The sequence below is a fragment of the Pseudomonas sp. 3B-A001-10F genome (assembly GCF_056313565.1).
In genome coordinates this window covers 20,310-45,743 of the sequence record NZ_JBQYFW010000027.1, presented here as the reverse complement: position 1 = coordinate 45,743, position 25,434 = coordinate 20,310, and the positions used below count along the sequence as shown (strand labels likewise).

Sequence of the window (25,434 nt, the reverse complement as noted above, 5' to 3'; positions counted from 1 at the left end):
TACAGACTTTCAAGTAGGGAGATGTAGGGCGATGCAAGGCCACCCAGACGTAATCGATTACCTCAACACGTTGCTGACCGGCGAACTGGCCGCGCGTGATCAATATTTCGTTCATTCGCGGATGTATGAGGACTGGGGGTTCACCAAGCTCTACGAGCGAATCAACCATGAGATGGAAGAGGAAGCCGGTCACGCTGATGCGTTGATGCGCCGAATTCTGATGCTCGAAGGCACGCCGCGTATGCGTCCGGATGATCTGGATGTCGGCACCACTGTGCCGGAGATGCTCGAAGCGGATCTGCGTCTTGAATACAAAGTTCGCGCAGCGCTGTGCAAAGGCATCGAGTTGTGCGAGCAACACAAGGATTACGTCAGCCGTGAGATCCTTCGGATTCAGCTCAACGACACCGAAGAAGATCACACCTACTGGCTGGAAAAGCAGTTGGGCCTGATCAAGTTGATCGGTCTTGAGAACTACCTGCAATCCCACACGTCCTGATTGCAATCGATACAAAAAGCCCCTGTCACTGATGAAGTGACAGGGGCTTTTTCATGCCTGGCGTTTAAGCCCGATCGCGGATCAGCAGCGGCTTGAGGTAATGACCGGTATGAGATTGCTTCATCTCGGCCACATCTTCAGGCGTGCCGGTGGCAATGATCTGCCCACCTTTGGAGCCGCCCTCCGGCCCGAGATCGACCAGCCAGTCAGCCGTCTTGATCACGTCGAGGTTGTGTTCGATGACTACCACAGTGTTGCCGTGGTCGCGCAGGCGATGCAGCACGTCGAGCAATTGCTGGATGTCCGCGAAGTGCAAACCGGTGGTCGGCTCATCGAGGATGTACAGTGTTTTGCCGGTGTCACGCTTGGACAACTCGCGAGACAGTTTCACTCGCTGCGCCTCACCACCCGACAACGTGGTCGCCGACTGCCCGAGCTTGATGTACGACAGGCCGACATCCATCAATGTCTGTAGCTTGCGCGCCAGTGCTGGCACCGCGTCAAAGAACTCCCGGGCCTCTTCGATGGTCATCTCGAGGGTTTCGTGGATGCTCTTGCCCTTGTATTTGATCTCAAGGGTTTCGCGGTTGTAGCGCTTGCTCTTGCACACATCGCATGGCACGTAGATGTCTGGCAGGAAGTGCATTTCCACTTTGATCAGGCCGTCGCCCTGGCACGCTTCGCAGCGGCCACCCTTGACGTTGAACGAGAAACGCCCCGGGCCGTAACCACGGGAGCGTGACTCGGGTACGCCGGCGAACAGCTCGCGGATCGGGGTGAACAGGCCGGTATAGGTAGCAGGGTTGGAGCGCGGTGTACGGCCGATCGGGCTCTGGTCGATATCGACCACTTTGTCGAGATGCTCCAGGCCCTTGATGCTGTCGTGCGCTGCCGCTTCCAGCGTGGTCGCGCCGTTGAGGGCCGTGGCGCTCAGCGGGAACAAGGTATTGTTGATCAGCGTCGATTTGCCCGAGCCGGACACGCCGGTCACGCACGTCAGCAGACCAATCGGGATGTCCAGATCGACATTGCGCAGGTTGTTGCCGCGCGCCCCTTTGAGCGACAGATTGAGCTTTTTATTGCGTGGCGTGCGTTTGGCCGGCACTTCAATCTTCACGCGGCCCGAGAGGTATTTACCGGTCAGGGAATCCGGGTGCGCCATGACTTCCGCCGGCGTGCCCTCAGCCACGATCTGCCCACCATGCACACCAGCCCCCGGGCCGATATCCACAACGTAATCGGCCAGACGAATCGCGTCTTCGTCGTGTTCGACCACGATCACAGTGTTGCCAATATCACGCAGGTGCTTGAGCGTGCCGAGCAAGCGGTCGTTATCACGCTGGTGCAAACCAATGGACGGTTCGTCAAGGATGTACAGAACACCGACGAGACCGGCACCGATCTGGCTGGCCAGACGAATACGTTGTGCTTCGCCACCGGACAGCGTATCGGCACTGCGGTCCAGCGACAGGTAGTCGAGACCGACGTTGACGAGGAACTGCAGACGCTCGCGAATTTCCTTGAGAATCTTGTCGGCGATTTCGCCGCGACGGCCAGTCATCTTCAGCTCGCCGAAGTACTCGCAAGCGTCGCCGATCGGCAGGTTGGTTACCGCTGGCAGCGTTTTCTCGCCAACCCACACATGCCGCGCTTCGCGACGCAGACGGGTACCACGACAATCCGGGCACGATTGGGTGCTGAGAAACTTGGCCAGCTCTTCGCGCACGCTTGCCGACTCGGTCTCGCGGTAGCGACGCTCCAGGTTCGGCACGATGCCTTCGAACGGGTGCGAACGTTTGACGATATCGCCACGGTCGTTCAGGTATTTGAAGTCGACGTTCTGCGAGCCGCTGCCATGCAGGATGAATTTCTGCTGATCGGCCGGCAGTTCGTTGAACGGTACTTCCAGGCTGAAACCATAGTGTGAAGCGAGTGAGCCGAGCATCTGGAAGTAATAGACGTTACGCCGGTCCCAGCCGCGAATCGCACCTTCGGCCAAGGTCAGATCGCCATTGACCAGCCGTTTGATATCGAAGAACTGCTTCACCCCCAGGCCGTCACAGGTCGGGCAAGCGCCGGCCGGGTTGTTGAAGGAGAACAGCTTCGGTTCCAGTTCGCTGATCGCGTGGCCGCAGATCGGGCAGGCGAAGCGCGCGGAGAAAATCATCTCTTCGCCCGGTTCGTCGTCCATCGGTACGACAAGTGCAATGCCATCCGCCAGTTTCAACGCGGTCTCGAAAGATTCGGCCAGACGTTGCTGCAGATCGGCGCGAACCTTGAAGCGGTCGACGATCACATCGATCGAGTGCTTTTTCTGTTTATCCAGTTTGGGCAGTTCGTCCAGTTCGCAGATCCGCCCGTTGACCCGGGCGCGAACGAAACCTTGGGCGCGCAGCTCTTCGAAGACCGAAAGGTGTTCACCTTTGCGCTCGCGAATAACCGGTGCCAGCAACATCAGTTTGCTGCCTTCCGGCTGCGCCAGCACCAGGTCGACCATCTGGCTGACGGTCTGCGCTTCCAGCGGAATGTCATGATCCGGGCAGCGTGGCGTACCGACGCGTGCATAAAGCAGGCGCAGGTAGTCGTAGATTTCGGTGATGGTGCCGACCGTAGAGCGCGGGTTATGCGAGGTCGACTTTTGTTCGATGGAGATCGCTGGCGACAGGCCTTCGATGGTGTCGACGTCGGGTTTTTCCATCATCGACAGAAACTGTCGGGCGTAGGCCGACAGCGATTCGACATAGCGGCGCTGACCTTCGGCGTAAAGCGTATCGAAGGCCAGGGACGACTTGCCGGATCCGGACAGGCCGGTGATGACGATCAGCTTGTCCCGTGGCAGGGTCAGGTCGATGTTCTTCAGGTTGTGGGTACGGGCCCCACGTATCAGGATCTTGTCCAAAGTGGCCTCGCTCGGCGGGCGTCGAAAACGTAGGAGTATACGGGCAAATACTGGATGGATGCACACTATCAAGCGAAGGGTTTTTACCTTACATGAAGAGAGTTTCATCTATACGCGTCATAGCGTCGCGATATACCCCGTCTTTCGATGGGACTGGTAGAATCGCCGCCGGTTCACACGAGGTTTTTCCATGCACGATCCCCACAGCGAACGCATGAGTGGCAGCGAGACTCGCGCAGCGAGCGGTCTGGCCCTGGTGTTCGCCTTCCGTATGCTTGGCATGTTCATGGTGTTGCCGGTATTGGCAACCTACGGCATGGACCTGGCAGGAGCGACCCCGGCCCTGATCGGGCTGGCTATTGGCGCTTACGGTCTGACCCAGGCGATTTTCCAGATTCCGTTCGGGATCATTTCCGACCGCATTGGCCGCCGTCCGGTGATTTACCTCGGGCTGATCGTTTTTGCCCTCGGTAGCGTGCTGGCGTCTCAGGCCGACTCGATCTGGGGCGTGATCGCCGGGCGGATCCTGCAGGGCGCCGGGGCGATTTCAGCGGCGGTGATGGCGCTACTCTCCGACCTGACCCGCGAACAGCACCGCACCAAGGCAATGGCGATGATCGGCATGACCATCGGTTTGTCGTTTGCCGTGGCCATGGTCGTTGGGCCTTTGCTGACCCGCGCTTTCGGTCTGTCCGGACTGTTCCTCGCCACCGGTGCCATGGCACTGGTCGGTATCGCCATCATCATGTTCATGGTGCCGCGCTCCACCGGGCCATTGCAGCATCGGGAGTCCGGGGTGGCGCGTCAGGCCTTGATGCCTACGCTCAAGCATCCGGATCTGCTGCGCCTCGATCTGGGCATCTTTGTGTTACATGCCATGTTGATGTCGAGCTTCGTTGCGTTGCCGTTGGCGCTGGTGGAAAAAGCCGGTTTGCCCAAGGAACAGCACTGGTGGGTCTACCTCACCGCGCTGCTGATTTCGTTCTTCGCCATGATCCCGTTCATCATCTACGGCGAGAAGAAACGCAAAATGAAACGAGTTTTGCTCGGCGCCGTCCTGACGCTGATGCTGACTGAGCTATTCTTCTGGCAGTTCGGCGACAGCCTGCGGGCTCTGGTGATCGGTACGGTGGTGTTCTTCACCGCGTTCAATCTGCTGGAGGCTTCATTGCCGTCGCTGATCAGCAAGGTTTCACCGGCGGGCGGGAAGGGCACGGCCATGGGCGTGTATTCCACCAGTCAGTTCCTCGGTTCAGCACTCGGCGGGATACTCGGCGGCTGGCTGTTTCAGCATGGCGGTCTGTCGGTTGTGTTCCTCGGATGCGCGGGTCTGGCTGCCATCTGGCTGGCCTTTGCTGTTACCATGCGTGAACCTCCCTACGTGACGAGCCTGCGCTTGCCGTTGTCGCCCGAGGCGATCCGCGAAGCGGGTCTGGTCGAGCGCCTCAAGGCCCTCGTAGGGGTAACCGATGCAGTGATAGTTGCTGATGAAGCGGCTGTTTACATCAAACTGGACAAAGAATTAGTGGATCGCGACACCCTCGAACGCCTGGTGAACAACCCGGCCGGGGCTGCTTGCGAAGCCTAGGAGAACGTTATGGCCCGTGGGGTTAACAAAGTCATATTGGTCGGCACTTGCGGCCAGGATCCCGAAGTTCGCTACCTGCCTAACGGTAACGCCGTGACCAACCTGAGTCTGGCCACCAGCGAACAATGGACCGACAAGCAAACCGGTCAGAAGGTCGAGAAGACCGAGTGGCACCGTGTTTCGATGTTTGGCAAGGTTGCGGAAATCGCCGGCGAATACCTGCGTAAAGGTTCGCAGGTCTACATCGAAGGCAAGCTGCAGACCCGCGAGTGGGAAAAAGACGGTATCAAGCGTTACACCACTGAAATCGTGGTCGACATGCAAGGCACCATGCAACTGCTCGGCGGCCGTCCACAACAGGGCGACCAACAAGGCGGTGGCAACAACTACCAGCAGTCGGCTCCGGCTCCACGCCAGCAGGCTCCGCGTCCGCAGCAGTCGGCTCCACAGCAGCGTTCGGCCCCGGCTCCTCAGCAGGCCGCACCGCAACCGGCTCCGGATTTCGACAGCTTTGATGACGATATTCCGTTCTGATTCGCTGCTGTAACCGCTGCAAATAAAAAGGCCCGTCGCTTAAACGACGGGCCTTTTTTGTGGAGCAAATAACCTGCAATCCCCCCGATCAACTGTGGGAGCGAGCCTGCTCACGAAGGCGTCGGTCAGTTCAAAAAATGGTTGAATGACACACCGCTTTCGCGAGCAGGCTCGCTCCCACAGAAGGGATCTGGGTTTCAATCAAGGATCAGGTGGGGCAGGAAGCGGCTGGAGTCTTTGGTGATCAAACTGTTGTCCTCCCGCACACCAATCCCAGCAGCCTGATCGCCAATCACCCAGGAACCGATCAGCGTGTAGCTGTCGCCAAACTTCGGCAACGGCGCGAATTCCTGCAGGATAAATGGCGCATCGGTGTAGGGCCCGTCCTCTTTGACGATCAGACCATCCGTCGTTTGCAGCTCAATGTTGGCGCCTTCGCGGGAGAAGTACGGCTTGCGTACCCAGCCCTTGGGCACGGCGCTGGCCGGGTTAGGGTCGAGATGCGCCGCCAGCAGATTCGGATGCCCTTTGTGCAGTTCCCACAGTAATGGCAGTGCACCCTTGTTCGACAGAATTGCCTTCCACGCTGGTTCGAAAAACTGCGTATCGCACTCGGCAATCGCCGCGCCGAAGGGTTCGTGGAAGATGAATTCCCAGGCATGCAGTTTGAACAGGTGCGGGATCCAGCGATCTTCCAGGTCGACGAAGCGCCCTTCAGCCGTCAAACCGATGTCTTCGATATCGATGTGCCGCGACTCGATGCCGACTTTCTCGGCGATCAGGCGCAGATAATCCGTGGTGCCCTTGTCCTCGACCGAGTCTTTCATCGAGGCAAAGTAGAACGGCCGCTTCAGTTGTAATTCGGCGAAGGCCTGATGCAGATGGGTGTCGATGCTGTTGAACTGGTCGGCATGACGCGGCAGCGTGCCGCGCTCGATGCATTGCTCCAGCCAGCCCCACTGAAACGCCGCCGCTTCGTAAAGACTGGTTGGCGTGTCGTAGTTGAGCTCCAGCAGCTTCGCCGGGCCGTTGCCGCTGTAGGAAAAGTCCATGCGCCCGTAAAGATGCGGATGACCTTCCAGCCAGGAAGTGCGGATCATGTCGTAGTACGGCGCCGGGATGCTCAGGCGATCCAGCAATTCTTCGCTGTGTACCACGCGATCGACCAGGTCCATGCACATCTCGTGCAGTTCGGTGGTCGGGTCCTCAAGATCGTTTTCGATTTGCGCAAGCGTGAACTGGTAGTACGCGCTTTCGTCCCAGTACGGCTCATCGTCGATGGTGTGAAACATGAAACCGAGGCTCTCGGCGGTCTGTTTCCAGTCGGGGCGCTCGGCGCAGAGGATCTTCTTCATCGTCAGCTGCTCGAACGACCAGAACCAGAACTGCTGCCCCAACCACCCCAGCCGCTACGGGCACTGGACTGGCTGCCGAAGCCGCCGCGTGAGGTCGAAGAAGCCACGTTGACCGGTTTGCTTTTGCTGCTCTCGTAATCCGCTTGGCTACGCGTCGTGGTGTCGGCTCTGCGGTACTGCGTCGAGGTGTTGTACGGCTGGCGCGTTTCGCGATCGCGGTAAACCGTGCGTTCGGCGTTGTTGCTCATCGCGTTGCCGATCAGCCAGCCGGTCAGCCAGCCGTTGCCACCGCCACTGGAGGTGTGCGAAGTGTTTTGCACACTCTGCACAGCCGCCGCATCACCCGCAGGCATTTGCGCGCCGGCGATGGCGTCGAGATTCTGCGCCGGCTCACCGTCTTTCGGCACTTTGAAGCCGCCGAGTTTCGGCACGAAGCGGCCGTCAGAATTCTTCTGGCACCAGTCAGCGGCAAAGTCCGCGTCGCACTTGGCCTTGTTGTCGTACGCCGGGGCAATGCGCCGATGTTCGGTCAGGGCGGCGACGTAAGCGTTGGAGCAGACATCGGCGGCCACTTCGGCGTCGACGCACTGTTCCACATTCTGGAAACTGCGTGGTTGATCCGCGGCTGTCGCCTGGCCGGAAATGGCCATCGCCACCGAGGCGGCGAGGGACAACTGAACGTATTTGCTGCGTTTCATCTAAGGCTTCCTGCCGATCAGTTGGACGGTGTCATGCACGCGGCGTTGAGCATGCCGACGCTGATCGCGACCGCAGCGACATAGATACCCGAAGCCACTTCGCCGTTGGCGATGCGCTGGGATGTGCCTTTGAGCACCAGGCCCGTGGCGAGGAATGCCAGCAGTTGCACCACCGCGGCAATCACTGCCCAGAGCACGAAGTCGAGGACGTTGACCGAAAACGCAATCACGTTACTGGCCGGAATCGCGAAACCGATGATCGCGCCGGACAGGGCGATCGCGGCGGCAACGTTGCCGGAGCGGATCAGCTCGAACTCCTTGTGCGGCGTGATGCGCGTGTAGACAAATTGAAACAGCATGAACAGCAGCACGGCGCCGATGAGGTAGACGACGAAACCGACCAGCGCGGTTTTGTTCAGGGAAACGGCCAGCACTTCCAGCATGAAAAACTTCCTTTTTTAAATGGTGCTCAGATCTGTCGTATACAGCGAGATGCCGAGCGAGGTGCTCAGGCTGACGGTGCCTTCTTCGTCCTGTTCGACGGAGAACAGCAGCAATTCGCGGCGATCGGTCAGGCCGGTCTCGCGCGCATAAAGCATGGAGTGGTGTTCGATGGTGTAGCTCTCATCCGGATTGACCACTTGTTCGGTCATCGGTACCAGTTCGGTCTGGCCTTGTTCGGTGCCCCACTCGCGGGTGTATTCGACACCTTCGTGGGTGTAGGTCGGCAGGCCGATCGCGCTGTCGGGGCCGGCCAGGCGCTGCAGTTCGGCGTCACTGTTGACGGTCACGTAACTGAGGTAGTTGAACAGGGTGACCGATTCGATCTGGTCGTCACCGGTGACGTGGATCTGCAGCCAGAAATCCTCGTCGTTCATGTAATAGCGGTGCAGTTTGTTGGACTGGCCGAGGTCGACCCAGCCATGGCTCCAGATCGCCTGATCGAAGGGCACGCGCACCGTGGTCGAACCATCGAGCAGCAGCGCCAGGGTTGTATCGAACCTGACGGCCTTGCCTTGCGCCATGCCGAGTGGGCCACTGGCAACGGTCGGTGTTGGCGCAGCGGTCTGCCAGTTGCTGGTGCCCAGCAAGTCTTTAAACCATCCCATGGGTACGTTCCTTGAAGCGGGTGGAGGTGTTCGTCGGCGAAAAAAGCGTGGCTAGTGTACCGGGCGAACCGGTGAACGAGCAGAAGGATTTTTACGCCGCAAACCATGTGGGAGCGAGCTTGCTCGCGAAGAGGGCATACCAGTCAATATTGATGTCGACTGGTACGACGCTTTCGCGAGCAGGCTCGCTCCCACAGGTTTTGTGCAAATGCTTACTGCGAGGACTTCTGCTTCAGACGCTCAAGAATCGCATTGGCGCTGCCTTCGTTCGGCGTGATGCCGGCGTCGCGCAGTTTGCGTTCCAGGTCGTTGCCGGTCGAGGCGTCAGCCAGTTCGTCCGCCGCGCTCAGCTCGGCAGCACGTTGCTGCTGCTTGGCCTGCAGACGGTTCAACGTACCGACGGCAGTTTCCAGTTTGCCATTGGCGCCGCCGCTGGCGATGGAGGCGCTGACCTGGGCTTTCTGCACGCTTTCACGGGCCTTGGCCATGTCCACTTGCTGGCGCAGGCTCTTGATCCGCGACTCGGCCTTGCTGATGTCTTTGCGCATGTTTTCGGCGTAAGTGCCGAATTCGTCGCTCTGCTTTTTCTCGACATCCAGCTCGTTGGTCAGGGTCGAAATCGCTTCGGCCACTTCCAGCGCCAGGTCTTCACGGCCGGCGTTCAGCGCCGAGACGGCTTTGGCTTCCAGATCCTTGATCTTGGCGTCGTACTCGCTCACGCGGTCGGCAGCCAGTTTGTGCTTGGCCATGATGGTGACCAGTTCGCGACGGGCGTTCGACAGCGCGCTGTCGGCATCGCGGATTTCCTGATCGAGGATGCGCAGGGCCTGTTGGTCCGCGATCGCTTCGCCGACTTCATTGGCGCCGCCGCGCAGTGCGGTGAACAACTTGCTCCAGATGGACTGAGTCATTGGATATTCCCTGTTGATTACTTGAAGAAGTGTTCGAAGGCTTCGCTCGCGCGCTGCACATTGTCGACCAGGGTTTTCACCTCGGTGACGACGTTGGTCAGGCTCGAGTCGGCGCTGAGGGCGCCAAACATGTTGTAAACGGTCTGCCCGTTGGGCATCGACTCGATCCCGATCGACGACAGCGGGAACATTTCCCGGCTGCGCAATACGGCGTCGTTGAAGGCCGCTACGTTCGAGATCGAATCGATGTCCACCAGCACGGTGTCGACGATGATCTGCTGGCCGGCCAGGGCGATGTGAATCGGCAGACCGCCGAATTCGTTCATTTCCAGCTTGATGCTGGGTTCGGAGCTCTGGATCAGCGACAGCGTGATTTCTTGCGAAGCCACCTCGTCAAGGGCCTTGAGGGCGTTGAAGAGGCTATCGATGGTCCAGTTGTTGCCTGCGCTCATGTAATTCTCCGACATGAAAGAGCCAGCCAGAATCGGTTGGCGTAGCTGTTGCTCCATTTGCTTGAGCAAGCTTCGGTTTTCGGGAAGCACCCAAGTTTCGTGTTTCACATAACCTGCTGCGGCCAGGCCTGCGCGCATCTGCTTCATATAGAAACTCGAAGGTTTTTTCGCAGACGGTTTCGCGCGCTCCCCCTTGGGACTCTCTGATTTCGCTGTGGGGGAACGGCTTTTCATGGCAATGGCTCGGTTATGAAAATCTCACGCGTGAGCCACACTACAACCAATTCAAAATGCCATCAATGGCTCACGCGTGAGATTTTTATGACAGACGAAAAAAGGCCCGCTACGAGGCGGGCACAGGTTTTTCGCAGAATGACTCAGTGTTTGGCAGCGAGGTATTCGTCAGTAGATACCACGCTGGCGTAGGCGAAACCGAGCGCCGACATGAACGCGGCATGGACGTGTGCCGCCGGCACCGTCAGACCATTGAACGTCAGGTCACGGCTGGCGCAGGCGTCATGAATCACCGTGACGGCGTAACCCAGATCCGCCGCCGCGCGGGTAATGCCGTCAATGCACATGTGGCTCATGCTGCCGACAACCACCAGCTCCTTGATGCCTTGTTCGTCGAGGATCGCTTGCAATTCGGTTTCGCGGAACGAGTTGACGAAGTGCTTGAGTACCACCGGTTCATCGGCGCGGTTGAGCACCTTCAAATGCAGCTTGGCGCCGTCCGATCCCGGGGTGAAAAACGGCGCGTCCGCTGAGGTGAACTCGTGGCGGATGTGGATGACCGGATTGCCGGCCTCGCGGAAGGCGGCGATCAGCCGAGCGGCGTTGTCGGCGGCGGCATCAGCACCGGCCAGCGGCCACTTGCCTTGGGGGAAGTAGTCGTTCTGGATATCGACTACGATGAGCGCTTGCTTGGCCATGGGGGTGTCCTCGATGTGTTGGCTGGAAGTGGCTGCAGTATTGGCGCTGATCAGCGATTCGGGGATTGGCCGCACCGACAATAGACAGGGGAAAACTGACAATGGGCGCAGAAAGTGCCGCCATCGCTGAATTGGGTGTGCTGATCTATCCAGGCGCGCAAATGGCGGCGGTGCATGGTCTGACCGATCTGTTTGCGGTGGCCAACCGGATAGCCGCTGAGCATCAGGCCGCGCAGTTGCCGGTGCTGCGGGTCAGTCACTGGCAGGTCGAAGGTGATCAGGCGCCAACGCGCACTTACGCCAGTCATGCGGGTGACGACAGCGCTTTGCTGGCGGTACTGATTCCGCCATCGATCGGCGGGTTCTCGGCGGCGCAAGCGCCGGCCAGCCTGATGCAATGGTTACGGGATCAACATGCCCACGGTGCGACGCTAGGCGGGGTTTGCGTAGGCTCGCTGATGTTGGCCGAAAGCGGTCTGCTCGACGGCCGCAGCGCCACCACCCATTGGACCTCGGCCAAGGCCTTCGCCGAGCGTTACCCGAAGATCAAACTCAAGGCTGATACCCCGATTGTCGACGACGGCGACTTGATCACCACGGCCGGATTGATGGCTTGGTCGGAGCTGGGATTACGCCTGGTCGACAGGTTGCTCGGGCCGAGCATTGCCACCGGCACCGCGCGATTTCTGGTGATAGAGCACAGTGACAGCGCCAGTGAGTGCGGCAGTAATTTCGCGCCGATTCTCGGGCATGGCGATGCGGCGATTCTCAAGGTTCAGCATTGGCTTCAAAGCACCGGCGCGACGGATGTTTCGCTGACGGCGATGGCCGAGCGGGCAGGCCTGGAGGAGCGCACGTTTCTGCGCCGGTTCCGTGCGGCAACCGGGTTGAAACCGACCGAGTACTGCCAGCATCTGCGGGTGGGCAAGGCACGGGAAATGCTCGAATTCAGTAATGGCACGATTGATCACATTGCGTGGACGGTGGGTTATCAGGATCCGGGGGCGTTTCGCGCGATCTTCAAGAAGATTACCGGGCTGGCGCCGAGTGATTATCGGGCACGGTTTGGTGTGTCCCCGATCCCGAAAGCAACGAACATCTAATGTAGGAGTGAGCCGGCTCGCGATAGCAATCTGTCAGAAAACCGTGAGGTGACTGACCCACCGCTATCGCGAGCAGGCTCACTCCTACAAGAGACCGCACAAGGTTCGGGATCGTGCAATTTGCCGGGGTTTTGCAGGTGTTCGTGCAGATTGAAACAGGCGTGATGCCAGCACCCTGCTGGCAAGTTTCTGATTGGTCTATGATTTTACTAGAGCCGCCGTTGGCCTGATCTCTGCACCTCTCACCGCCACAGTCATCGAACCGATGGAAGGGGGACGCATGACCCCGACACCCAGCAGGAAAATCGTGGTTGCCCATTCGGTGCGCCCTGACGCGCCGCAGCACGAAGTGCAAACCAATAAAGCCCTCGCGCGTTGGCTGGCGCAGATTCTCGGATGCAAATTTGGCGGCAGTTACGATCCGGACAAACATCGCGGTCGTGACCTGTATCTGCTACCGACGCAAACCATCGTCGGTAATGCCAGCGCTCAGCAACTCGGCGTCAAAGGTCCGGACGATTTGTGGGGTGGCTTTGTCGAGCACGATTTCATCTGCACCAAAGCCATCAGCCACGGCCTGCGCAGTCATCTGGCTCAGGCGCCGCAAGGCTGGTCGCCATTATTTTCCGAGCGAACGCGCAATGTGGTGCTCGACGGGCTCAGCGTGTTCTCGCTGGAGGATGCGCGGCCCGCTGCCGAGCATTTGCTGTACAACGGCCCGATTCGTTTGAAGCCGGTTCACGCCTGCGCCGGTCGGGGGCAGGAAGTGATCAAAAACCTCGACGCCTTGGACGAAATCCTTGCCCGGCCCGACATTGCAAAGCAGTTCAGCGAAGGCGTGGTGCTGGAGCAGGACTTGAGCGACGTTGTCACCCACAGCGTCGGCCAGTCGTTCATCGGCGACAAAGTGTTGAGCTACTGCGGTGATCAATACTTGACCAATGATGCCCACGGTGAAGACGTGTACGGCGGCTCGAACCTGTTGGTCGTGCAGGGTGGGTATGACGAACTGCTGAAGCTCGACCTGCCCGACGATGTTCGCCTGGCCATCGAGCAGGCGCAGGTCTTCGACGGTGCTGCGGATGAAGCCTATCCGTGCTTTTATGCCTCGCGGCGCAATTACGACATCGCCCAAGGCCTGGACAGCAACGGTAAATCCCGCAGCGGTGTGCTCGAACAATCCTGGCGTATGGGCGGTGCCAGCAGTGCTGAAGTTGCCGCGTTGCAAAGCTTCGTCAACGATCCGGGGATGCGCGCGATCCGTGTGTCTTCGGTAGAAACCTACATCGATCAGCCGTTGCCGGCGGATGCCATCGAGGTTTATCGCGGCCCGGCTGAGAACAGCGAATTTCTCCTCAAATACGTAACGGTCAAATCCTATGACGGCTAGAAGCGAAAGCATTCAAATCGACATTGATGATGAACAGATGAGCGGGACCTTTCTCAGTCCCAAATCAAAAGTGCCTGGCGTGTTGTTTGTCCACGGTTGGGGCGGTAGTCAGGAGCGTGATCTGGAGCGGGCCAAAGGCATCGCCGGTCTCGGGTGTGTGTGCCTGACGTTCGACTTGCGCGGACATACCGGCGGTACCGGGATCCCGCTGACCCGCGTGACTCGCGAAGATAACCTGCGTGATTTGCTCGCGGCGTACGATCGTCTGCTCGCGCATCCGGCGCTCGACACTTCGGCCATCGCCGTGGTCGGCACCAGTTATGGTGGGTATCTGGCGGCCATCCTTACCTCATTGCGCCCGGTACGCTGGCTGGCACTGCGCGTACCGGCGCTGTATCGCGACGAGCAATGGCACACACCCAAGCGCGATCTGGACAAGGCTGATCTGCGTGATTACCGCAGCACGCTGGTGCGGGCTGACACCAATCGGGCGCTGCATGCCTGTTCACAATTCACCGGGGATGTTTTGCTGGTGGAGTCGGAAACCGATGATTACGTGCCCCATGCGGCGATCATGAGTTACCGCGCGGCGTGTCAGCAGACCCATTCACTGACGCACCGGATTATCGATGGCGCCGATCATGCGTTGAGCGAACCGGTGTCGCAGCAGGCCTACACCTCGATTCTGGTGGACTGGATTACCGAGATGGTTGTGGGCGAGCGGTTGAGCATTATTCAATCAGCATGATCTGTAGTGTTCTTTCGGACGCCTTCGCGAGCAGGCTCGCTCCCACATTTGGAATGCATTCAACCTGTGGGAGCGAGCCTGCTCGCGAAGAGGGCATTAGCTTCGGCAACTCTCTCAGGAGGGTTTCTTCTCGATCCGAAGCGCCTTGGCCTTGGCCTCAACCACCAGATACATCACCACCGTAATCAACAACGGCAACAGAAAATAAATCGCCCGATACGCCAGTAAACCCGCCACCAGACTGCCGCGCGAAGCCTCGTGTTGCAGCAGCGCCACAAACACCGCCTCCAGCACCCCAAGCCCCGCCGGAATATGCGTAATGACCCCGGCAATCGCGCTGATCAGCAACACACCCAGCACCAACGGATAATCCAGTTTGCTCGGCAGCAACGTGAAGATCACCGCCGCCATCAGCGACCAGTTCAGTGCGCCCAGCAGCAATTGCAACACCGCCATGCGCAAGGAGGGCAGATTGATTTCCACCCCGCGAATCGACCACTCGCGGCGCTTGGAAAACTGGCACGCCGCGAGATAGCCGGCGCTGATCAGTAATAACAAAACACCAATGCCTTGCAACGCATCACTGCTGACTTTCCAGCCCGGCGGCATGCGCACCAGTCCACTGCTGAACACCACGCCGGCAATGGTCATGTAGCCAAACCAGTTGGTCGCCAGGCTCAGCCCGAGAATCTTGGCGATGTTGCCTTTGCTCACGCCCAGTCGCGAATACAGGCGATAACGCATGGCAATGCCGCCGACCCAGGCACTGAGATTGAGGTTGAACGCATAGCTGATGATCCCCACCGGCAGGATCTGTTTCCAGGTCAGGTCCTGACGAATGTAGGTGCGGCCGATCAGGTCGAAACTGGCGTAGACCAGAAAACTCAGCAGGGTCAGGCCGGCAGCGATGATCAGCGTGCGCAGCTTGAAGTCGGCAAGGGTTTGCAGCACTTCGGCCCATTCGATACGCGTGGCGAACAGCGTCAGCAAGACGATCAGTGCGAGGAAAAACAGCAGGCTCAACGGGCGTTTCCAGCGACTCCATTTCGAGTGCGTCGCTGGTGCCGAATGACCGCTCGAATGCGCTTCGGAATGGCTCATGGCGTGTTTCCTCGATATGGCTTGAGCCGTGGTTTGTGCGCCGGCAGCCAACCGGCCATCGCCGGAAAATGCCGCAAGAAATGGAACACCAGAAAACCCACGGTCATGTGCCAGATCCGACCACGCGGAGACTTGCTCGGGTCCATGGCTTTGCAGTGGTTCTGGCTGAGGTCTTCGAGGCGCTCGAACAGATGCTGATTGAACGCGCGGTCGCGGATCAGCACGTTGGCTTCCAGGTTCAGGGAGAGGCTCAGCGGGTCCAGATTGCTTGAGCCGACGGTGCTCCATTCTTCGTCGACCAGCGCGACTTTGCCGTGCAGCGGGCGCTGGCAATATTCGTGGATCTGCACGCCGGCCTTGAGCAAGTAGTCGTAGGTCATGCGCGCCGCCAGTTTGGCCACCAGCATGTCCGGTTGCCCCTGCAGAATCAGGCGCACCTCGACGCCGCGCCGCGCCGCGTTACGGATCTCGCGCAGCAAACGATAGCCGGGAAAGAAGTAGGCGTTGGCAATCACCACGCGGCGTTTGGCGCGGCGCAGTACCTGTAAGTACACATCCTCGATATCGGTGTTGTGTTGATCGTTGTCACGGAACACCAGACGCACTTGGCCATCGAGATCGTTGAAGGCCATTTCCGCACGCCGCTGGCGCCGGCGTTGCCACCAGAACCGTGCACGTCCGGGACGACCGCTTTGCAGCAAGGCGAAATGATGGATGTCGGTGACCGCCGGGCCCTGAACTTCCACCGCATAATCCTGCTTGGCTTCGGGGCCGAAGTCGGCCAGGTGATCACCGGAAAAATTGATTCCGCCAACGAACGCAACCAGGCCGTCGACCACCACGATCTTGCGGTGCAAGCGGCGGAACCAGTTGGTGCGGATGCCCAGGCGTTTCGGTGCCGGATCGAAGATTTGCAGGTGCACGCCGGCTTCGCTCAGTGCGGTGAGATAACCGGTGGTCAACTCGCCGCAACCGAAGCCGTCGAAGCTCACGGTGGTGCGCACGCCTCGTCGCGCGGCGTCGATCAGAATCTCCTGCAACTCGGCACCGACCTTGTCTTCGAAAACGATAAACGTCTCAAGGAGGATTTCACTCTTCGCCGCGCGCATCGCGTCGAACACCCGCGAGAAATACTCCTCGCCGTTTTCCAGCAACTCGACACGGTTGTTGCCCTGCCAGTGGTACTCGACATCGACCTGGCCGGGCTCGCGGGTCGGCGGGGTGATGGCGACCGGTTCCACGGCGGATTTCTCCAGCGGCGCGCTGCTCATAGTTCGATCTCTACCGATAAAGGAACGTGGTCGGAAAGGTGCGACCAGGGCCGGTTCGCCAGGACTTTCGGCTGGCTGGCCTTGAGGTTGCGCACGTAAATACGATCAAGCCGCAGTGCTGGCAGGCGCGCGGGAAAGCTGCGCGCCGGTTTACCCTGGTGCTCGGCGAATACTTCGCGCAGGCCGCAGGGTTTGAGCTGCGCGTCGGCGCGCTGGCGCCAATCGTTGAAATCGCCCGCGACGATCACCGGTGCGTCGTCGGGCAACTCCGCCAGGCGTTGCATGAGTAAATCCAGTTGGGCGTTGCGATGACTTTCGCGCAGGCCCAGATGCACGCAGATCGCATGCACTTCGGTACCGTCACCGGGCAGGCGCAGGACGCAATGCAGTAGGCCACGGTTCTCATGGCCGCTGATCGATACGTCGAGGTTGTCGTGGCGAATGATCTGGAATTTCGACAGCAGCGCGTTGCCGTGATCGCCCTCCGGGTACACCGCGTTGCGCCCATAGGCGAACTGCGGCCAGAGGCTGTCGGCGAGGAATTCGTATTGCGGCATCGTCGGCCAATTGTTGTAGCGCTTGGGGTGCTGTTCGTGGGTGCCATGGACTTCCTGCAGAAACACCACGTCGGCGGCGACGCTGCGCACCGCTTCGCGCAACTCCGGCAGGATGAAACGCCGGTTGAGGGCGGTGAAGCCCTTGTGGGTATTGACCGTCAGCACCGTGAACGTGCGTACCGATGGCGCGACTACCGAACCTTCGTCTGTAAAACCGACCGGTTCTGGAATACTCATGCCAACACTCCTTCGCCAGCGGGTTCGCCGGGGGTGGTGACGAGGTCTTTATCCAGTTCGAAACGGTGCAGCAGATCACGGGCGTCGTACGGCGCGCGGACTTTGATGTCGTTGTCGAAATAGCAGAACACTTCGCGAGATTTGCGTACGCGTGGCTTCAAGCGTGGCGCGATCAGATGAGCATCTTTGGGTTGCTCGCCGTGGTGCCAGGCGTCGATGCGCTCGGCCCAGCGCTTGAGTGCCGGTGCGGTGTAGCCACTGGCATAAAGTTCTTCGGCGCCGTGCAGGCGCAGGTAGACAAAGTCGCTGGTGAGGTCTTCGCGGTACGGCCATTTATCGGCAGTGTCGGCGATCACCAGTGCGGTGTTGTAGCGCTTCAATAGGCGCACAAAATCGGGATCAAGGAAGCTGTCGTTGCGGATTTCCACAGCGTGGCGCAGCGGTTTTCTACGCCAGGCTTTCATGCTCGCGTGACCGTGCAGATGAGCGTCGTGTTGCCGGGCGAGGGTGGCGGCGGCTTCAGTATCGTGGGGCAGTAGCGCGAGGAAATGTTCAAAGCGCTCAGGCTCGAATTTGAAGTTCGGCGGGAACTGCCAAAGGATCGGCCCGAGCTTTTCCTTGAGCTCCAGCACCCCCGAGGCGAAGAAATTGGCCAGAGGCTTTTCGATCTCGCGCAAGCGGCGGATGTGGGTGATGAAGCGCGGCGCCTTAACGCTGAAAACGAAGTCGTCCGGCGTTTCGTCGTACCACTGTGCATATCGTTCGGGCCGTTGCAGGGCGTAGAACGATCCATTGATTTCGATGCTGTTGACCGCCCGCGAAGCGAACTGCAATTCGCGTTTCTGCGCCAGTCCCTTGGGGTAGAAGTCCCCGCGCCACGGTGCGTAGCGCCAGCCGGAAATACCGATGTGGATCGTTGCCATGCCGCCCTCCCGTTGAAAGCCCTCGTGTTGCCGCTGTCTTTTGATGACTGCGGGCGGTTCGGGAAAGTTTCGACGGTGTTACGGACGGTCACGTCCAAGGCGAAGATCAAAAGCGTTCCCCCTCACCCCAACCCTCTCCCCCAGAGGGGGCGAGGGGGAAGGGAGCTGATCTTCAGGGTTCTCAGGATTTGAGTTCGACTCCGGACTTGCAAGTCGGTGTACTTCTCGCAGGCAACTCGGTCAGCTCCCTCTCACGCTGGGAGAGGGCGAGGGGAGCTGATCTTCAGGGTTTTCAGGATTTGAGTTCGACTCAGGACTTTCAGGTCGATGTACTTTTCGCAGGCAACTCGGTCAGCTCCCTCTCACGCTGGGAGAGGGCGAGGGGAGCTGATCTTCAGGGTTTTCAGGATTTGAGTTCGACTCAGGACTTTCAGGTCGATGTACTTTTCGCAGGCAACTCGGTCGGCTCCCTCTCCCTCTGGGAGAGGGCTGGGGTGAGGGTGCTCTTGAACTTGCTGTGCAATTACCGATCAGTTCCTTACAGGTTCAGCCAAGGGAGATCGGAGTTTTGGGCAAGTTCAGGATCGCCATTCTGCTGGGAGCACTGCTGTTTCTCGGCGCCAGTGAAATCGACGCCGCCGCGTTGCCGGGCATCCCGGCCGCCGCCGAAGAAGCGGCCAAACCCGAGCCGATAGTGCAGGGCGGTCTGCTCGGTGCGATCAGTTCGAGCATCGATGATGTGCAGGACAAACTCGATCTCAACGAACACCTGGTCGACGCCTGGCGCCTGCGCGCCGATCGCGCCGCCGATGAAGTCGACAAACTGGTCAACCAACCCTCGAACCGCTCGGGCTGGAGCGTCGCCGGGGACTTCCTCACGCTGTCGGGCGTCTGGCTTGGCAGTTTCGCGTTGTTGACCGTGCTCGGCAGTTTGATGGCCAAGCGTCTGCGCGAGGGCCGCTGGTTGCGCACCCGCCAGCGCAGTCAGGATCTGATTGGTTATTTGCTGCCGTACACCGTGCCGGCGTTGATCTGCCTGCCGCTGACGTTATATGTCAGCCATTTTCTGCAAGCATCGGTCGGCCGTGCGCTGGCGCTGTGTCTGGCCTACGCCACCAGCAGTGGCATCTTTTCCACCTCGATGTTGCTGTGCGTGGTGGTGATGTTCAACGTCGGTCATAAACGTCCGGCGGCGCTGATCATCCGCAACTACTGTCCACGACCGCTGTTCCTGATCGGTTTCCTCGCGGCTCTCAGCGATGCGCTGACCAGTCCGCAGATTGCCCGGCAACTGGGCGGCAACATCACCAGCAGTATCGCGGTGTTCACCGGGCTGATCGCCTCGATCATTTTTGGTTTGCTGGTGATTCGCCTGCGCCGCCCGGTGGCGCATCTGATCCGCAATCGTTCGCTGAGCCAACGGCTGAAACAGCCTTCGTTGCAGGAGTCGCTGCGGATTTTCTCGGGGCTGTGGTACTGGCCAATCGTGCTGATGGTGCTGGTCTCGGCGGTCAATCTGATCGGCATCGGCGAGGACAATCAGAAAGCCCTGCGTTGCGCGTTGTTCACCACGGTTTTGTTAATCGGCACGGTATTCCTCAGCACGATCCTGCAGCACTTGTTCAAGTCACGAAAAGCCGAAGCGATCCAGCGCAGCAGCGCCTACAAGGAACGTTTTCTCAGCCTCTTGCATGCCTTGCTGCGGATCGTCATCGCTATCGCCTTCATCGATATTCTCGGGCGGATCTGGGGCGTGTCGCTGCTCGAATTTGCCCAGAGCAGCACGGTTGGCCGGGCGATCAGCAACGCGCTGAGCAGCATCGGTCTGATCTTCCTGGTCACGTGGTTACTGTGGGTGGTACTCGACACGGCGATTCAGGAAGCACTGAAACCGCCGCTCAGCAAACGCGCGGCGCGCCAGCCGAGTACGCGGGTGAAAACCATCCTGCCGCTGCTGCGCAACGCGATCAAAATCATCCTTGTGGTGATCTGCGCAATCACCACTATGGCCAATCTGGGGATCAACGTTGCGCCACTGCTGGCCGGTGCCGGGGTGGTCGGGCTGGCCATCGGTTTCGGTTCGCAGCAACTGGTGCAGGACGTGATCACCGGGCTGTTCATCATCATCGAAGACACACTGTCGATTGGTGACTGGGTGGTGCTCGATTCCGGGCATGCCGGCACCGTCGAAGGGCTGACCATCCGCACTCTGCGCCTGCGCGACGGTAAGGGCTTTGTGCACTCGGTGCCGTTCGGCCAGATCAAGGCTGTGACCAACCAATCGCGGCAGTTTGCCTTTGCGTTTTTCTCGGTGCAGTTCACCTACGACACGGACGTGGATAAGGCCATCGAGTTGATCCGCGAGACGGGCGATTCGATCCGCGAAGACCCGTTCCTCAAGTACAACCTGCAAGGGCCGCTGGATGTGTTTGGCGTGGACAAAATGGATTTGAACGGCGTGGTGCTGACGGCGCAGTTCCGCACGGTATCCGGTGGGCAGTATGCGGTGAGCCGGGCGTTCAATCAGCGCTTGAAGAAGCTTGTGGATAACAGCCCGGTGGTGCATTTCGCGCAGACTTATCCACAGCAGGTTTTGTTGCCGAATCGGCAGCAGGAGGGTGAGGTCGTGGCGAGCGAGGTGCCACAGGAATCGCGGACTTAACGGGTAAATTTTTGGTGGGAATGCCAGCGCTATCGCGAGCAGGCTCACTCCTACAGGGGAACGCATTCCAAATGTAGGAGTGAGCCTGCTCGCGATGGCGCCAGACCCGCCAACCTCAATGCCGGATCAGCTTGCCGCGCACCTACTCCATGCCGATCTGATCCAGCTCCAGCCAGAACTGCTGCTTACCCGCAATCTCCGCCGCCGCCGGCAATCCATCGCGATACACCAACCGATTACTCACCAACGCCGGCACTTTCACCCCCGGCAATAACGTCCCGACGAGATTTAGCGGATCAACCCCGCACACCGCGACCAGACTGCCGTCATGCGGTCGCCGACGCACTTCGCGCAACAATGGAATCGCCTCGGGCAAGGCAAACTGTTCCCCCGCCAAACCACTGACAAATCGTCCACCGCGAATCTCGCCCCGTGCTTCCAGCCGATGAAACGTGCGCAACAATTCGCGCCAGCTCGGCAACCAGTCCGCCTCACGCTCCAGCAAGCGCCAGAACACCACGCCATAACGCCGCAACAATGTCATCGCGACGTGTTCCAGGGTTTCGCTGTTATCCACAGCCGTTCCGCGCCGCAACAACGCCCAGCGCCCGGCATCATCCATTCCACCGACAAACGCCCCGCGCCCACGACGACTGCTGCGCTGCTGGCGTTTGCTCGGCGGGGTGATCAAGGCGCGCAGGCCGGCGAAGCTGTCGGCGTTCACCAGACCGGCGCCAACCAGCTCCTGCAAGGCGATTTCCAGTTCGGTGCGCAGCAGGCGCGCTTCATGAATCAACTCATCGAAAAACAGCGCGCCGTGCTGGCTCAGCGCTTCAAACACCTTCTGGGTTTTCGGCGACAGTTCGCTCACCGGCGTCTGCTCAGCCAACGCACTCCACAGGCCGACCTGACTACGCGGCAGCAGCACGATCGGCGTGCTGCGCAACGCCGTGCCGCTGACTTTCTGCCGGGCACTGAGGCGCGTCCACACCAGTTTGCCGTTGCGGCACAGCTCATCCAGCCAGCTCGGTGAGTAGTCTTTGAGGCGGGCCGGAAGAATGTCGCTGTCCCACGCCGAAGCGGCCGCCGCGTAGCCTTCGAACTGGCCGACAATCGCTGGCAACACGGCGCTGCCCTGACCGCGAGTTGCGGGCGACAGATGCTGCCAGTCGAACAGAAACCGCATGAAATCCTGCAGCGCGACCGGTTCGATTTCCCGGCGCAGGCGCTTGACCGTGTAGCGATGAATGCGCGCGAGCAGATGCCGTTCGCACCATTCCTCAATGTTGACCTTGGGCGTGAACTGGCCGCGTAGCACGTAACCTTCGCGCTCCAGTTGGGCAAGGGCTTGATGGACTTCAGTGGCCTGCAACGCGAGCGGTTCGGCAATCGCGGATAACGGCAGCGGTCCGAAGGCACCGAGGCGCGCGCGAATCACTTCGACCAGCGCTTCATCGAACGTCCACGCCTCATCGAATCCCGGCAACGCCTTCAGTTCGGCTTGCAATTTGGCCTGTGGATAAAGCGCTTGCAGACACGTCAGGCGTTCGCGGGCCAGCCACAAGCCATGCTCGGCATCGATCTGTAGACGGCAGGCGCGACCACTGCTGGCCAGATTTTCCAGCCATGCACGCCAGCCTTCGTTCGTTTGCACCTCCTCATCGCTGATGCACGCCAGGCTCATCAGCGCCTCATGCATTTCATCCACAGCGTTCGGCGTCGGCCACGCCTCTTCATACACGGCGGCAATCGCGTCCGCATCCAGAGCACCGAGGTCATCGGTCGATTGTGGATCGCTCCAGCGCCGATTGATTACCGCCTGGGTACGACGTTCTTCCAGCGGTGCATCGTCGAGAAAGGTGTACGGCCGCGCACTGAGAATTTCTGCGGCGAGCGGCGAGGGCGCCGGCAAGTCGCGGCTGATCAAGCGCACGTCGCCACGCTCCATGCGCCGTAGCAGATTGAGCCAGCCCTCGCTGTCCATCGCCTCGTGCAGGCAATCGTCGAGGGTTTGCTCAATCAGGGGATGTTCGGGAATCTCGCGCTCGCCAGCAAGGTTTTCCAGGCAGGCGATCTGATCGGGAAATACGCTGGCAATCAGGTCTTCGCTTTTCATCCGCTGCAACTGTGGCGCAACTTTGCGCCCACCGGTAAAGCGCGGCAATGCCAGTGCCACCCCTGCATTCCAGCGCCAGCGCACGCCGAACAGCGGCGCATCGAGTACGGCTTGAATTAGGATGTGCTCGGCGCTGTTGCTGTGCAGGTAACGCCAGACGTCATCGAGTTCGAAGCTGTGGCTGGTGGACAGCGACAGGACGATCGCGTCTTCGCTGGCGGCGGCCTGCAACTCGAAGTTGAAGGTGCGGCAGAAACGCTTGCGCAGGGCCAGGCCCCAGGCGCGGTTGATGCGGCTGCCGAACGGCGAATGGATGACCAATTGCGTGCCGCCGGATTCGTCGAAAAAACGCTCCATCAGCAGCGTGTCTTGCGAGGGCAGGGCGCCGAGGGTTTGGCGGGCGCGGGCCAGGTATTCGACCAGTTGCTCGGCGCTAGCGAGGTTGAGGCCGAGGGTCTGTGTCAGCCAGTCGAGTGCCGGTTGCAGATCGCCGGGGCTGGCGCTGAGCAGTTCATCGAGTTGTGCTTGCAGACGTGCGACAGCCGATGACAATTCATCGCTGCGCCCCGGCGCTTCGCCGAGCCAGAACGGAATGGTCGGCGGCTGGCCGTGGGCATCCTCGACGCGGACCTTGCCGGTTTCCACGCGCAGGATGCGATAGGAGGTGTTGCCGAGCTGGAACACGTCGCCGGCAATACTTTCCACTGCGAAGTCTTCGTTGACGCTGCCGATGTTCAGGCCTTGCGGCTCGAGCATGACGCTGTAGTCGGCGTTATCGGGAATGGTGCCGCCGCTGGTCACGGCGGTCAGTTGTGAACCGCGACGGCCACGCAAGGTGCGGCTGACGGCGTCGCGGTGCAGGTAGGCGCTGCGGATGCCCTGGCGACCGTTGTAGCCTTCGGCGAGCATGCTCAGCAGGGCTTGATAGTGTTTTTCGTCGAGGTCGCGGTAGGGCGAGGCGCGGCGGAACATCGCCAGCAAGGCGTCCTCCGGCCATTCCTGACAACTGACTTCGGCGATGATCTGCTGCGCCAAAACATCCAGCGGCGCGACCGGGATGTGCAGGGTGTCGAGTTCGCCTCGGCGCACGCAGTCGAGCAGGGCGGTGCATTCGATCAAGTCGTCGCGGGTGGTGGCGAACAAACGGCCCTTGGGTGTGCCGCCCACTTGGTGCCCGGAGCGGCCAACACGTTGCAGAAACCCGGCGATAGAGCGCGGTGAGGCAATCTGGCAGACCAGATCGACTTCGCCGATATCGATGCCCAGTTCCAGCGAGGCGGTAGCGATCAATACCTGCAGTTCGCCGCGCTTGAGTCGTTGTTCGGCGTCGAGGCGAAACTCCTTGGCCAGGCTGCCGTGGTGCGCGGCTACGGCGTGTTTGCCCAGGCGTTCGCTGAGGTGCCGGCTCAGGCGTTCGGCCAGGCGCCGGGTGTTGACGAAAATCAGCGTGGTGCGGTGCACGCGCGCAAGTTCGGCGAGCCGGTCGTAGACCCGTTCCCAGACATCATTGGCCATGACGGCCGACAAGGGCACTGGCGGCACCTCAATACCCAGATCCCGTGGCCGGGCGTGGCCAATGTCAATAATTTCGCAGGGGCGCTCATGGCCGACGAGAAATTGCGCCACGGCTTCGACCGGTTTCTGCGTGGCCGACAGGCCGATGCGGGTCAGCGGTTCGCCGCACAGCGCCTGCAGTCGCTCAAGACTGAGGGCCAGATGACTGCCGCGTTTGCCTGCGGCTATCGCGTGGATTTCATCGATGATCACCGTGCGCGTGGTGCCGAGCATTTTTCGTCCCGATTCCGAACCGAGCAGCACGTAGAGCGACTCCGGGGTGGTCACCAGAATGTGCGGCGCGTTCTTGCGCATGGCCGCGCGTTCTTTTTGCGGGGTGTCGCCAGTGCGCACGGCGGTGGTGATTGCCAGCCCAGGCAGATTCATCTGCCGCAGGTGTTCGGTGATCCCCGCCAATGGGTTTTGCAGGTTGATGCGAATGTCGTTGGAAAGCGCCTTCAGTGGCGAGACGTAGACCACCAGGGTTTCGTCAGGCAGGCCGTCGGGATCTTCCAGGCCTCGGTGGACGAGGTCGTCGAGCACGGCCAGAAACGCAGTGAGGGTTTTGCCGGAGCCGGTGGGCGCAGCGATCAGCGTCGAACGGCGCTGGCGGATCAACGGCCATGCGCGGGCCTGGGCGGCGGTGACCGTCGCGAATGTGTTGCTGAACCAGGCACTGACGGCGGGGTGAAAGCCTGCCAGGGCCGCGTCCGTGGGGATGGGCAGATTCATGGCTTAAGTTATGCGGGCGCGGGTGTGAAGATGCAAGTACCGCTGGGATCTTCAGCGTCTGGC

Annotated in this window: 20 protein-coding genes; 7 read left to right on the top strand and 13 right to left on the bottom strand. The window is 60.2% G+C overall.

The annotated features are described in order from the left end of the window. Positions 1-31 precede the first annotated feature (31 nt). A complete protein-coding gene (gene bfr / locus AC0ZWN_RS21650) occupies positions 32-499 on the top strand; it encodes a bacterioferritin (RefSeq protein ID WP_047303712.1) in 468 nt (155 codons plus the stop codon). A gap of 64 nt (positions 500-563) precedes the next feature. Here bfr and uvrA read toward each other — a convergent pair whose 3' ends face one another. Beyond that, complete coding sequence (gene uvrA / locus AC0ZWN_RS21645; RefSeq protein WP_476336463.1) at positions 564-3,398, bottom strand: excinuclease ABC subunit UvrA; 2,835 nt, start codon at positions 3,396-3,398, stop codon at positions 564-566. A 190-nt stretch (positions 3,399-3,588) separates the two neighbouring features. On the opposite strand from uvrA, the gene AC0ZWN_RS21640 reads away from it, so the two are divergent. Together AC0ZWN_RS21640 and AC0ZWN_RS21635 are read left to right on the top strand one after the other, a co-directional pair. Next, the gene (locus AC0ZWN_RS21640) at positions 3,589-4,986 is read left to right on the top strand and encodes an MFS transporter (RefSeq protein WP_194934953.1); all 1,398 of its coding nucleotides are present in this window, start codon (positions 3,589-3,591) and stop codon (positions 4,984-4,986) included. A gap of 9 nt (positions 4,987-4,995) precedes the next feature. Next, positions 4,996-5,520: a single-stranded DNA-binding protein gene (locus AC0ZWN_RS21635; protein WP_008081898.1), complete on the top strand. Its 525-nt coding sequence runs from the start codon at positions 4,996-4,998 to the stop codon at positions 5,518-5,520. A gap of 197 nt (positions 5,521-5,717) precedes the next feature. Here the strand turns inward: AC0ZWN_RS21635 and AC0ZWN_RS21630 are convergent, their stop codons facing one another. From AC0ZWN_RS21630 to AC0ZWN_RS21600, 7 genes are all read right to left on the bottom strand, one after another. After that, positions 5,718-6,875, bottom strand: coding sequence for a glutathionylspermidine synthase family protein (locus tag AC0ZWN_RS21630; protein WP_476336462.1), 1,158 nt, complete (start codon positions 6,873-6,875; stop codon positions 5,718-5,720). Between the two features lie 2 nt (positions 6,876-6,877). Then, positions 6,878-7,573 (bottom strand): DUF1190 domain-containing protein, encoded by a 696-nt coding sequence (locus AC0ZWN_RS21625; protein ID WP_476336461.1) that lies wholly within the window; start codon positions 7,571-7,573, stop codon positions 6,878-6,880. A gap of 17 nt (positions 7,574-7,590) precedes the next feature. Further along, positions 7,591-8,016, bottom strand: a complete 426-nt coding sequence (locus tag AC0ZWN_RS21620; protein WP_007917221.1) for a DUF350 domain-containing protein — start codon at positions 8,014-8,016, stop codon at positions 7,591-7,593. Between the two features lie 15 nt (positions 8,017-8,031). Then, positions 8,032-8,682, bottom strand: a complete 651-nt coding sequence (locus tag AC0ZWN_RS21615; protein WP_460089075.1) for a DUF2491 family protein — start codon at positions 8,680-8,682, stop codon at positions 8,032-8,034. Between the two features lie 212 nt (positions 8,683-8,894). Next, the gene (locus AC0ZWN_RS21610) at positions 8,895-9,593 is read right to left on the bottom strand and encodes a PspA/IM30 family protein (protein ID WP_016983574.1); all 699 of its coding nucleotides are present in this window, start codon (positions 9,591-9,593) and stop codon (positions 8,895-8,897) included. 17 nt (positions 9,594-9,610) lie between these two features. Further along, positions 9,611-10,279 (bottom strand): YjfI family protein, encoded by a 669-nt coding sequence (locus AC0ZWN_RS21605; RefSeq protein ID WP_242206876.1) that lies wholly within the window; start codon positions 10,277-10,279, stop codon positions 9,611-9,613. A 143-nt stretch (positions 10,280-10,422) separates the two neighbouring features. After that, complete coding sequence (locus AC0ZWN_RS21600; RefSeq protein ID WP_476336458.1) at positions 10,423-10,977, bottom strand: cysteine hydrolase family protein; 555 nt, start codon at positions 10,975-10,977, stop codon at positions 10,423-10,425. A gap of 101 nt (positions 10,978-11,078) precedes the next feature. On the opposite strand from AC0ZWN_RS21600, the gene AC0ZWN_RS21595 reads away from it, so the two are divergent. The 3 genes from AC0ZWN_RS21595 to AC0ZWN_RS21585 all read left to right on the top strand — a co-directional run bounded on the left by AC0ZWN_RS21595 (position 11,079) and on the right by AC0ZWN_RS21585 (position 14,218). Continuing rightward, a complete protein-coding gene (locus AC0ZWN_RS21595; protein WP_476336457.1) occupies positions 11,079-12,080 on the top strand; it encodes a GlxA family transcriptional regulator in 1,002 nt (333 codons plus the stop codon). A 280-nt stretch (positions 12,081-12,360) separates the two neighbouring features. Further along, positions 12,361-13,470, top strand: coding sequence for a DUF3182 family protein (locus tag AC0ZWN_RS21590; RefSeq protein ID WP_476336456.1), 1,110 nt, complete (start codon positions 12,361-12,363; stop codon positions 13,468-13,470). Then, positions 13,460-14,218, top strand: a complete 759-nt coding sequence (locus AC0ZWN_RS21585; protein ID WP_093434434.1) for an alpha/beta hydrolase family protein — start codon at positions 13,460-13,462, stop codon at positions 14,216-14,218. Before AC0ZWN_RS21590 ends, AC0ZWN_RS21585 begins: the two co-directional genes overlap by 11 nt. 114 nt (positions 14,219-14,332) lie before the next feature. On the opposite strand, the gene AC0ZWN_RS21580 is transcribed toward AC0ZWN_RS21585, so the two are convergent. The 4 genes from AC0ZWN_RS21580 to AC0ZWN_RS21565 are packed head-to-tail and all read right to left on the bottom strand — an operon-like array spanning position 14,333 to position 18,307. Beyond that, complete coding sequence (locus AC0ZWN_RS21580) at positions 14,333-15,319, bottom strand: lysylphosphatidylglycerol synthase domain-containing protein (protein ID WP_476336455.1); 987 nt, start codon at positions 15,317-15,319, stop codon at positions 14,333-14,335. Continuing rightward, on the bottom strand, positions 15,316-16,590 hold the full coding sequence (clsB, locus tag AC0ZWN_RS21575; RefSeq protein ID WP_476336453.1) for a cardiolipin synthase ClsB: 1,275 nt from the start codon (positions 16,588-16,590) through the stop codon (positions 15,316-15,318). Before clsB ends, AC0ZWN_RS21580 begins: the two co-directional genes overlap by 4 nt. Then, the gene (locus tag AC0ZWN_RS21570; RefSeq protein WP_095048826.1) at positions 16,587-17,384 is read right to left on the bottom strand and encodes an endonuclease/exonuclease/phosphatase family protein; all 798 of its coding nucleotides are present in this window, start codon (positions 17,382-17,384) and stop codon (positions 16,587-16,589) included. The genes clsB and AC0ZWN_RS21570 overlap by 4 nt, the downstream gene beginning before the upstream one ends. After that, on the bottom strand, positions 17,381-18,307 hold the full coding sequence (locus AC0ZWN_RS21565; RefSeq protein WP_476336452.1) for a DUF72 domain-containing protein: 927 nt from the start codon (positions 18,305-18,307) through the stop codon (positions 17,381-17,383). The genes AC0ZWN_RS21570 and AC0ZWN_RS21565 overlap by 4 nt, the downstream gene beginning before the upstream one ends. A gap of 568 nt (positions 18,308-18,875) precedes the next feature. On the opposite strand from AC0ZWN_RS21565, the gene AC0ZWN_RS21560 reads away from it, so the two are divergent. Further along, positions 18,876-20,969, top strand: coding sequence for a mechanosensitive ion channel family protein (locus AC0ZWN_RS21560; RefSeq protein WP_476336450.1), 2,094 nt, complete (start codon positions 18,876-18,878; stop codon positions 20,967-20,969). 142 nt (positions 20,970-21,111) lie between these two features. Here AC0ZWN_RS21560 and AC0ZWN_RS21555 read toward each other — a convergent pair whose 3' ends face one another. Then, complete coding sequence (locus AC0ZWN_RS21555; RefSeq protein ID WP_476336449.1) at positions 21,112-25,371, bottom strand: DEAD/DEAH box helicase; 4,260 nt, start codon at positions 25,369-25,371, stop codon at positions 21,112-21,114. Positions 25,372-25,434: the final 63 nt, after the last annotated feature.